Source organism: Protofrankia sp. CiP1_Cm_nod2, from assembly GCF_920664355.1.
Taxonomy (GTDB): Bacteria; Actinomycetota; Actinomycetes; order Frankiales; family Frankiaceae; genus Protofrankia.
Map to the genome: position 1 here is coordinate 1 of NZ_CAKKTL010000185.1, position 10,250 is coordinate 10,250.

Genomic DNA, 10,250 nt, shown 5'->3' on the forward strand with positions numbered 1-10,250 from the left:
CCCTTGACCGAAGGTTCGGAACAGCCCGACCCGTCCGGCCGTTGGCGTCGGTGGGACCACACAACACAAAATCTTGCGCACGTCGTGGTGTGCAGCCTGAAGCGTAGGGTCGGGCCGTGGCGGCCCTTCCGTCATGCGCGGCATAAAACATAAAAAACTCTCTTCTCGGTCCCTTCCTCGCCACTTTCCCTTTTCCATGCCCTGTCCGGGATGGGAAGGGAAACCATGCCGAGCGGTCGTTTCCCGGCCAAGAAGAGAGCGCTTCCCGTGGTTCCCGACCTTCTCACCGCTGCCGCCGACCGGATCGCCGACGGCACGTTTTCCACGCTGTGGGACCAGATCCGGCGCGTCAACGGCTGCGCGCACCCGATCCGCCTGGCCGGCACCATCGACCAGGCCGACACCGCGACCGGGGAAATCCGCCGGACCTTCGACTCCGCCGCCCTGCCGGACGGCACCATCCTCGTGCCCTGCGGAAACCGGCGGGCCACCGTCTGCCCGTCCTGCTCGTACCTGTACGCCGGGGACGCCTGGCAGATCGTCCACGCCGGTCTCGCCGGTGGCCTGGAGATTCCCGACACGATCGCCCAGCATCCCGGGCTGTTCGTCACCGTGACCGCCCCGTCGTTCGGCCCGGTGCACTCCCGCCGGGCCAACCACGGCCCCGCCCAGGTCTGCCGGCCCTACCCCGGCCGCTGCCCCCACGGCCGCCCCCGCGGCTGCCACCTCGTCCACCCCGACGACGACCCCCGCATCGGCGCCCCGATCTGCCTGGACTGCTACGACCTCGCCGGCCTGGTCGTCTGGAACCGCCACGCCGCCCGGCTATGGAAACGCACCATCGACCTGACCTACCGGCGCCTCGCCTTCCTCACCGACCGCACCGAACGAAAAACCCGCCGCCAGGTCCGGATCAGCTACATCAAAGTCGCCGAAATGCAGGCCCGCGGCGCGGTCCACTTCCACGCCGTCCTCCGCCTCGACGACGCCACCACCCACCGCGGCTACTGGGCACCCCCACCGGCCTGGGCCACCGCCGAGCTACTCGCGGCCTGCTGGCGCTGGGCGGTCCGCCGCGCCGAACAGCCCTGCCCCGACCCGCACCGCTACACCCTGCCCACCCGCCTCGTCCCCACCCCGACACCCCGCCCGCCGATGCTCGCCGCCCGCTGGGGCGACCAGGCCGACACCCGCCCCCTCACCGTCGACGGCGGCGACCTCACCCCCGCCACCGTCGGCAACTACCTCGCCAAGTACGTCACGAAATCCGTCACCACCTCCGGCGCCCTCGACAGCCGCATCCGCACCCCCGACGACCTGACCACCCGGCTCCTGCTGCTCCCGGACCATCACGCCGAACTCGTCCGGGCGTCCTGGCGGCTGGCGCTACGCGCCGACTTCGCCGACCTCGGCATGGACCGGTGGGCCCACCAATTCGGCTTCAACGGCCATTGGATCACCAAAAGCCGGACCTATTCCACGACCTTCGCCGCCTGCCGGGAACGCCGCCGTACCTGGGCCCGCACCCATACCCGTACCGGCGAGGAACGCACCCCGCTCGACGCCTGGGGCCGGCCGGAAGACGACGACCAAGTCATCACCCTCGCCGCCTGGCGGTACCAGGCGTCCGGCTACGCCCGCACCGGCGACCGGATGCTCGCCGACATGGCCGCCGACCAAGCCCGCTCACGCCGCGAGGCCACTCGAACCGGCCGACAGACAGCATGACCGCCACCTGCCGGCCGGCCCGACGACATTTCCGCCGTCGCGCCCCGACGCCTCGCATGCCAAGCAACCGCGCCGGGACGCACTCCCCGACAAGGAGCACACCCAGAATGCCTTTTCGCATCCCGCCCCGGGAGTCCGCCGCCGGTGAGGCCACGCCGGACCACATCGCCACGTTGCCCGCGGAGCTGCGGGCACTCGCCGACCGGCTGGACGCCTACCTGGCGGAACAGGCCCGGCCGCGCCTGGCCGCCGTCCCGGCCACCACGGCACCGGCGGGCCCCGACCCGCTCGACGGCCTGCCCGCACTGATCTCGGTGGAGCGGGCGGCCGGGCTGCTGGGTCTCTCCCGGGCCGGCGCCTACCGGCTGACCTCGTCCGGGGAACTGCCCTCCCGCCGGCTCGGGGGCCGGGTCTTCATCGTCACCGCCGGTCTGCGCGCGATCCTGACCCCGGACGGAGCGGCCGCATGAAGGGCAGCGCCTACCGCAAGGACGGTAAGTGGGCCTACCGGCACGACGTCGATCCGGATTCGCTGACTGGCAAGCGGCGGCAGACCGGCCGGGGCGGGTTCGCGACCCGCAAAGAGGCGGAGAAGGCGTTGCGGGATTCGATCGCTGCCTACGAGTCGGGCCGGCACGTGAAGGTGTCCCGCCGTACCGTCGGGGCGTTCCTGGACGAGTGGCACGCGGCGATGAAGGCGGGGATGCGCCCCACGACGTGGGTGAAGTACGGCAACCTGCTCCGGGCCTACGTCACGCCGATCATCGGGGAGACCGCGTTGCGGGAGCTCACGCCGGTGCGGCTGAACCTGTTGTACGCGCACCTGCTCGATGAGGGTCGGGTGCATCGGCGGGCGGAGCAGAAGCCGGGCCTGTCGCCGTCGACGGTGGCGACGGTGCACCGGATGTTGCACCGCGCGCTGGCGGATGCGGTGAGGTGGGACTACGTGGCGCGCAACGTGGCGGAGGACGCGCAACCACCGCGGGTGGGCCGGCGCCGGCCCACGGTGTGGACACCGGAGCAGCTGCGCGCGTTCGTCGAGTACATCCGGGGTGATCGGCTCTACGCGCTGTATCTGCTGGTGGTGACCACGGGCATGCGCCGGGGTGAGGTGGTCGGGCTGCGCCGCGAGGACATCGACCTGAAGGCGGCCACGGTCGTCCCGGCCGTGCCACGGGTGGTCGTCGACGGCCGGGCCGTGGAGTCGGAGACGAAGACCGAGTCCGGGCAGCGTCCCCGAGCGCTCGATCCGCTGACGCTGGCCGCGCTGCGCGCGCATATCGAGATCTGGGAGGAGGAGCGGAAGCAGGTCGGGCACACCACCGATCTGCTGTTCTGCTGGCCGGACGGTAGCGAGATCCACCCGGACACGGTGACCGACCGGTTCCAGAAGCACGCCAGGGCCGCCGGGCTGCCGGTGATCCGGCTACACGACGTCCGACACAGCTACGCCACGGCCGCGCTGAAGTCCGACGTCCACCCGAAGATCGTGTCGGAACGGCTCGGGCATGCCGACGTCGCGTTCACGCTGAAGATCTACAGCCATGTGATCGCGGGTATGGACGCTGCCGCCGCGCGCCTCGTCGCGGAGGCGATTTTCGGTCCGGCAGAGCCGGTTTTGGACGGGCCGGTGCACGAATCCGTGCACGAGGAGGAAGAATCGCCGCTGGTCGAAGAAGAAAGTGAGGGAGAAAAGCCTGCGGCGTAAGGGTGGACCTGGGTGGACTTGAACCACCGGCCTCTTCCTTATCAGGGAAGCGCTCTGACCGACTGAGCTACAGGTCCTTGCTGGGCTCCACAGTACCGGATGCGTGGGATGTTCGGGCAGGCACCCGGGCTGGAAGCCCGTCAGGGGTCGACGTGTCGCGGCTAGTCGCCCAGGGTGACTTCGATACCGCCGACCATCTCGGTGCACAGGTTGTAGAGTAGCGCGCCCAGGGTCGCCAGTGCCGTCATCAGGATCACGTTGATCGCGCCGACGAGCAGGCCGATCTCCATGGCTCTGGTGAACGACAACCAGGCGCGTACGCCGCCGTTGCTGCCGTCGGTGAGCGTGTCCGCCGCTTCCACGACACTGTCGAAGACGCCGATCGAGTTCAGCACGAACCACAGCACGGCAGCGGCGATCATCAGTACGACGAACACGCAGAGGGAGAACGCGAACGTCAGCTGGGCCACCGACATGGGGTTGACCCGGGTGATGCGCAGCCGGGCCCGCCGTCCCTGCCCGGGTGGGCGCATGGTGGACGGCCCGGTGGCGGTGCCTGTCATCGGCCCGGTGGCCGCCGGCTCCTTCACCCCGCCCCGTTCCCGCACGGGGACCTGGGAGGTGCCGGACGCGCCCGCGCCGGAGGGGTCGGCTGGCCGCTTCACGAGGGGATCCCGAGTGCCGGTGCCCCCGCCACGCGCCAGTGGGCCCGTTGTGGCACGACGATCAGATGATGCGGGCGCTGCCCGATCGTCACTGCGTGGATGTCCACCGTCCACCCGTTTGAAGGCCTCCGTCTCCGGGGCCCGCGCCGCCGCGGCCGCCGGTCCACGTTTCGACTGTCCCACACCACCAGCATCCCCGCCCGGCGCGGCGCGCGTGACCTGGCCGTCAGTTGCCGGACGGGCGGCCGGCGACACGCCGGTACCGGTTGAGCCGCCGGTTTTCTTCGCCGGCCGGCGCAGCGAGATCGTGTCCGAGTCGGAGCGGGGCCGCCCGCCGGTGGAGGTCGAAGCGGACGCCAGGGCGATGGCCTCCGTGTCGACGCTGTCGGTCACGGTGGGAGATCCTGCCGCTGGACGCGGTGCGGCCGGTTCGCCGGACGCGGCGCCGTCCACGCTGCCGGACGTGGTCGGGCGTGGCCCGCGTGCCCCTCTCGACGCGCTGGTGGCAGGCCCGGCCAGGCCTGTCGAACCAGCGGCGGCCGACGTCGGCGATGCCGACGCGGACGACACGCCCGGCCGCGGGCCCGCGGTGCCCGACAGGCCCGAAGAAGGCGCCGAGGCGGCGGTGGAGCTCCCGGGCCGAGCCGGAGCCTGGCGTCTGGTAGCGGTGTTCGGGCCGGTGGCCGCCGTCTTCCCGTCCCCCCGGCCGGGCTGGGAGCCGGTGTCCGTCCTCGGCGCGGCCGGCCGGGGGGACGGGGACGCCGACGGGCCGGGGGCCGCACGCTGCGTGGTTCTGGCGCCGCGGGTGTCCCGGCTGCCTCGGGTCTCCCGCGGCATCCGCAGTTCCCGCAGCACCGAGGCCGGCTTCTGCGCCTGTGTCCCGTCGTCCTGCGGCTCCGGGGCCGCTGCGGGGCCTGTCCCGGCCCCGGAGCCCGATGATGTTCCCGGCGCCGGAGGCGTCGGGAACGTGGAGGATGTGGAGGACGTCGCGGGTTTTGTCGCGCCCGGGCCGGAGCGGGCCTGGCCCGACGCGGCGCGCTGGTCGTTACGGGGTTCCCCGGCCCGTTCGGGCTGTTGCTCCGGCCGCGGCGGAGAAGATCCACGGAAGGCCGGTGACCGGGTGGTCCGGTCGTCGTCGCTGTCGCTCACGGTCCATCTCCCGCCTTGCCGCCCGGCCGCCGGTCATCCGTCCTCAGGCCGGGTTTCCCCCGCCGGGAGCGGCTGTCGGCCCGCCGTTGGCGTTGTCTTCCGCATCGGCATTACGTGCTACTCCGACGACCTGTACGCCGGCTTCGAGATCGATGAGACGGACCCCCATGGTCTGCCGCTGGGCCCGGCGGACGTCGCGCGCGATCGTCCGCAGCACACCACCGTTGGACGTGATCGCGTAGAGCTGGTCGTCCGGGCTGACCACGAGTGCGCCGACCAGGCCACCACGGGTAGAGACGATCTTCGCGGTGAGGACGCCCTTGCCGCCACGCCCCTGCACCGGGTACTCGCCCAGCGACGTCTGCTTGGCGTAGCCGCCGCTGGTGGCGACGAGCAGGTTCGCCTCCGACTCCGGCGGGACGACCTCCATCGCGAGCAGCTCGTCGTCGCTGTCGAAACGCATCCCGATGACGCCGGAGGTGGCCCGCCCCATCGGGCGCAGCTGCTCGTCGTCGGCGTGGAAGCGGATGGACTGCGCCTGCCGGCTGACCAGCAACAGGTCGTCGCCGGCGGAGACGAGCCGGGCGGCGATGAGCTCGTCGTCGTCCCGCAGGTTGATCGCGACGAGGCCGCCGGAGCGGTTGGAGTCGAACTCGGCCAGCGCGGTCTTCTTGCACAGCCCCCGCCTGGTCGCAAGCACCAGGTACGGGGCCGCCTCATAGTCCTTGATCGCCATGACCTCGGCGATGCGCTCGTCCTGGCCGAACGCGAGGATGTTCGCCACGTGCTGGCCCTTGGCGGTGCGGGCCTGCTCGGGCAGCTCGTGCGCCTTGGCCCGGTACACCCGTCCCTTGTTGGTGAAGAACAGCAGCCAGTGATGGGTGGTGGTGACGAAGAAGTGCTCGACGATGTCGTCCTCGCGCAGGGCCGCGCCCTGGACGCCCTTGCCGCCGCGGCGCTGTGAGCGGTACAGGTCGGTCTTGGTGCGCTTGGCGTAGCCGCCGCGGGTGACGGTGACGACGACGTCCTCGCGGGCGATGAGGTCCTCGACGGACATGTCGCCCTCGAACGGGACGAGCCTGGTCCGCCGCTCGTCGCCGAACCGGTCGACGATCTCGGTGAGCTCCTCGCCGATGATCTCCCGCTGGCGGGCCGGTGAGGCCAGGATCGCCTCGAGCTCGGCGATCTTCGCCCGCAGCTCGGCCGCCTCGTCGATGATCTTCTGACGCTCGAGTGCGGCGAGCCGGCGCAGCTGCATGTCCAGGATGGCGACCGCCTGGATCTCCGACAGGGAGAACCGGTCCATCAGCTGTCCGCGCGCGGCGTCCGCCGACTCGGCGTTGCGGATAAGGTTGATCACCTCGTCCAGGTGGTCGAGGGCGATCAGCAGGCCCTCGAGCACGTGCAGGCGTTCGCGGGCCTTGCGCAGCTGGTAGCGGGTCCGCCGGACGATCACGTCGACCTGGTGGTCGACGTAGTACCGCACCATCTGGTCCAGCCGCAGGGTGCGCGGCACCCCGTCGACGATCGCCAGCATGTTCACGCCGAAGGTGTCCTGCAGCTGGGTGTGCTTGTACAGGTTGTTCAGGACGACCTTCGCGACCGCGTCCCGCTTGAGATCGATGATCAGGCGCTGGCCGGTACGCGCGGAGGTCTCGTCCCGGATGTCGGAGATCCCGCTGATGCGGTTGTCCCGGACCAGCTCGGCGATCTTCTCCGCGAGGTTGTCCGGGTTGACCTGGTACGGCAGTTCGGTGACGACGAGCTGGGTGCGGCCCTTGTTCTCCTCGACCTGCACCACCGCCCGCATCCGGATGCTGCCGCGGCCGGTGCGGTAGGCGTCCTCGATGCCCTGGCGGCCGACGATGAGGCCGGCGGTGGGGAAGTCCGGCCCCTTGATCAGATCGAGCAGGGCCTCGAGCAGCTCGGGGTCGCTGGCGTCCGGGTGCGCGAGGAACCACTTCACGCCGTCGGCGACCTCCCGCAGGTTGTGCGGGGGGATGTTGGTGGCCATCCCGACGGCGATGCCGCCGGCGCCGTTGACCAGCAGGTTCGGGAAACGGCTGGGCAGGATCGTCGGTTCCTGCGAGCGGCCGTCGTAGTTCGGGGCGAAGTCGACCGTGTCCTGGTCGATGTCGCGCAGCATCTCCATGGCCAGCGGCGCCAGCCGTGACTCGGTGTAGCGCATGGCGGCCGGCGGGTCGTTGCCCGGGGAGCCGAAGTTGCCGTTACCGTCGACCAGCGGGTAGCGCAGCGACCAGGGCTGGGCGAGCCGCACCAGGGTATCGTAGATCGCCGAGTCGCCGTGCGGGTGGTAGTTACCCATGACGTCACCGACGACGCGCGAACACTTGAAGTAGCCCCGGTCCGGGCGGTAACCACCGTCGTACATCGCGTACAGGACGCGGCGGTGCACCGGCTTGAGGCCGTCCCGGACCTCGGGCAGCGCCCGGCCGACGATGACCGACATCGCGTAGTCGAGGTACGACCGCTGCATCTCGACTTCGATGCCGATGGGCTCGACCCGGTCGCCGGGCGGCGGAGGTAGTACGTCGGTCACGCGGGTCCTTCCATACAGGGATGGTGCGGGTGGTCAGCCGTACATGGTACAAACTGTCTGTAACCGGACATCCGGGGTGCCGAGCCGACGGACCGCCGCCGGCCAGCTCGCCGCGGCGCCCGCGGCCGCGCGCCCCGCGGCCGGTCAGATGTCAAGAAAACGGACGTCCTTGGCGTTGCGCTGGATGAAGGAGCGCCGGGCGTCGACGTCCTCGCCCATCAGGACGGAGAACAGCTCGTCCGCCACGGCGGCGTCGTCCAGGGTCACCTGCAGCAGGATGCGGCGGTCCGGGTCCATGGTGGTGTCCCACAGCTCGGTGGCGTTCATCTCGCCGAGGCCCTTGAAGCGCTGGATGGCGTCCTTGGGCAGTTTGCGGCCGGCCTCGATGCCGTGCTCGATCAGGCCGTCGCGCTCCCGGTCGGAGTAGGCGTACTGCCAGTCCTCCCGGCCCCATTTGATCTTGTAAAGGGGCGGCTGGGCGAGGAAGACGTAGCCGGCCTCGACCAGCGGGCGCATGAACCGGAACAGCAGTGTCAGCAGCAGCGTGCGGATGTGCTGGCCGTCGACGTCCGCGTCCGCCATCAGGACGATCTTGTGATAGCGGAGCTTGCTGGCGTCGAAGTCGTCGTGGATGCCGCAGCCGAGCGCCTGGATCAGCGCCTGGACCTCGGTGTTCTTCAGCACCCGGTCGATGCGGGCCTTCTCCACGTTGAGGATCTTCCCGCGCAGCGGGAGGATCGCCTGGAACTTCGAGTCCCGGCCGCCCTTGGCCGAGCCGCCGGCCGAATCACCCTCGACGATGTAGAGCTCGCAGCGCTCCGGGTCGGTGTACTGGCAGTCGGCGAGCTTGCCGGGCAGGCCGGTGCCGCCGAGCAGGCCCTTGCGCCTGGTCAGGTCGCGGGCGGCACGGGCGGCGATCCGCGCCCGCTGGGCGTCCAGCGCCTTGCTGACGATCGCCCGGGCCTCGACCCGGTTGGCCTCGAGCCAGTCCTTGAGCGCCGAATAGCACATCTCCTGGACGAACCGCTTGGCCTCGCTGTTGCCGAGCTTCGTCTTGGTCTGGCCCTCGAACTGCGGCTGCGCCAGCTTCACCGAGATGATCGCGGTCAGGCCCTCGCGGATGTCGTCGCCGGCGAGGCGCTCGTCAGGGTTCTTGCCGTTGGCCTTCGGGGGCTTGAGCAGGTTCTGGTCCTTGGCGTAGGCGTTGACCGCGCTGGTCAGCGCCGCGCGGAAGCCCTCCTCGTGGGTGCCGCCCTCGTGGGTGTTGATGGTGTTGGCGAACGTGTAGACCGACTCGTTGTAGCCGGCGTTCCACTGCATCGCGAGCTCGGCCTCGATGCCGGTGCCCTTGGAGTCCAGCGAGATGACGGTCTTGTGGATCGGGTCCTTGCTGGCGTTGAGGTGCTCGACGAAGTCGACGAGCCCGCCGGCGTAGCGGTAGGTGACCGCGAGGGGCTCCTCGGGACGCTCGTCCCGCAGGTTGATCGTCAGCCCCTTGTTCAGGAACGCCATCTCCTGCAGCCGGCGGGAGAGGATCTCGTACTTGTAGTCGGTCGTCTCGAAGATCGTGTCGTCGGCCCAGAAGGTGACGGTCGTACCGGTCTTCCTGGTGGGGGAGCCCTTGGCCAGCGGCGCGGCCGGACGGGTGTTCTCGTACGGCTGGAACCAGGTGAAGCCCTCCCGGCGGATCTCCACCTCGAGCCGGGTGGACAGGGCGTTCACCACGCTCACGCCGACGCCGTGCAGACCGCCGGAGACCGCGTACGACTTGCCGTCGAACTTCCCCCCGGCGTGCAGCGTGGTCAGGACGACCTCGACCGCCGGGCGCTTCTCCGTCGGATGCTCGCCTACCGGGATGCCACGGCCGTTGTCGGAGACCCGGACACCGCCGTCGGCGAGCAGGGTCACACCGATCGTGTCGCAGTAGCCGGCCAGCGCTTCGTCCACAGCGTTGTCCACAACCTCGTAGACGAGATGATGGAGACCACGCTCGCCGGTGGAGCCGATGTACATACCCGGACGCTTGCGAACCGCGTCGAGACCCTCAAGAACCTTGATCGAACTTGCGTCGTAGGCCACGCGGTATGTCCCCTCGTCCTCAACTGCGCATAACGCGAGAAGCGTCTCCTGAGTCTACCTGGCGTATCGGCCAGAAGGACGCGGGGTGGCCCCTGGCATCCGCGCAGCGTCCCGAACAGCTTTCCATCGAACCCCCGTACGCAGGGGTTACCCGCACGACGCCTGTGGGCGATCCGGAGACCCTGCGTGCGGGCCGCGGGCAGCCTCCGGAACACCCCGGACGCCCGGGATGCCCGCGACGCCCGATCACGGGCCGGGGGTGCGGCGGGCGCCCGGGCGGTCGTGGCCCAACGCCACGGGCCTGGCTCTTATACACATCTCCGAGCCCACGAGACAAGAGGCAAACTCGTATGCCGTCTTT

General features: G+C 70.4%; 6 protein-coding genes and 1 tRNA gene. 3 read left to right on the forward strand and 4 right to left on the reverse strand.

Annotated elements, in window-relative coordinates:
• Positions 1-225: 225 nt before the first annotated feature.
• From NBW84_RS18135 to NBW84_RS18145, 3 genes are all read left to right on the forward strand, one after another.
• The gene (locus tag NBW84_RS18135) at positions 226-1,728 is read left to right on the forward strand and encodes a replication initiator (protein WP_250285923.1); all 1,503 of its coding nucleotides are present in this window, start codon (positions 226-228) and stop codon (positions 1,726-1,728) included.
• A gap of 107 nt (positions 1,729-1,835) precedes the next feature.
• The gene (locus tag NBW84_RS18140; protein ID WP_250285924.1) at positions 1,836-2,198 is read left to right on the forward strand and encodes a helix-turn-helix domain-containing protein; all 363 of its coding nucleotides are present in this window, start codon (positions 1,836-1,838) and stop codon (positions 2,196-2,198) included.
• Positions 2,195-3,436 carry a tyrosine-type recombinase/integrase gene (locus NBW84_RS18145; RefSeq protein WP_250285925.1) on the forward strand — a complete coding sequence of 414 codons (1,242 nt, stop codon included), beginning with the start codon at positions 2,195-2,197 and terminating at the stop codon, positions 3,434-3,436. Before NBW84_RS18140 ends, NBW84_RS18145 begins: the two co-directional genes overlap by 4 nt.
• 3 nt (positions 3,437-3,439) lie before the next feature.
• Here NBW84_RS18145 and NBW84_RS18150 read toward each other — a convergent pair.
• The 4 genes from NBW84_RS18150 to gyrB form a co-directional block, all read right to left on the reverse strand.
• Positions 3,440-3,513: transfer RNA gene (locus NBW84_RS18150), tRNA-Ile, on the reverse strand.
• 84 nt (positions 3,514-3,597) lie between these two features.
• A complete protein-coding gene (locus NBW84_RS18155; RefSeq protein WP_250285926.1) occupies positions 3,598-4,101 on the reverse strand; it encodes a DUF3566 domain-containing protein in 504 nt (167 codons plus the stop codon).
• Between the two features lie 1,192 nt (positions 4,102-5,293).
• On the reverse strand, positions 5,294-7,810 hold the full coding sequence (gene gyrA / locus NBW84_RS18160; RefSeq protein WP_250285927.1) for a DNA gyrase subunit A: 2,517 nt from the start codon (positions 7,808-7,810) through the stop codon (positions 5,294-5,296).
• Positions 7,811-7,954: 144 nt separating this feature from the next.
• A complete protein-coding gene (gene gyrB, locus NBW84_RS18165) occupies positions 7,955-9,889 on the reverse strand; it encodes a DNA topoisomerase (ATP-hydrolyzing) subunit B (RefSeq protein ID WP_250285928.1) in 1,935 nt (644 codons plus the stop codon).
• Between the last annotated feature and the right edge of the window lie 361 nt (positions 9,890-10,250).

Coding starts and splice junctions, on each gene's coding strand:
- NBW84_RS18135 (WP_250285923.1), top strand. CDS start 226: ATGCCGAGCGGTCGTTTCCCGGCCAAGAAGAGAGCGCTTCCCGTGGTT.
- NBW84_RS18140 (WP_250285924.1), top strand. CDS start 1,836: ATGCCTTTTCGCATCCCGCCCCGGGAGTCCGCCGCCGGTGAGGCCACG.
- NBW84_RS18145 (WP_250285925.1), top strand. CDS start 2,195: ATGAAGGGCAGCGCCTACCGCAAGGACGGTAAGTGGGCCTACCGGCAC.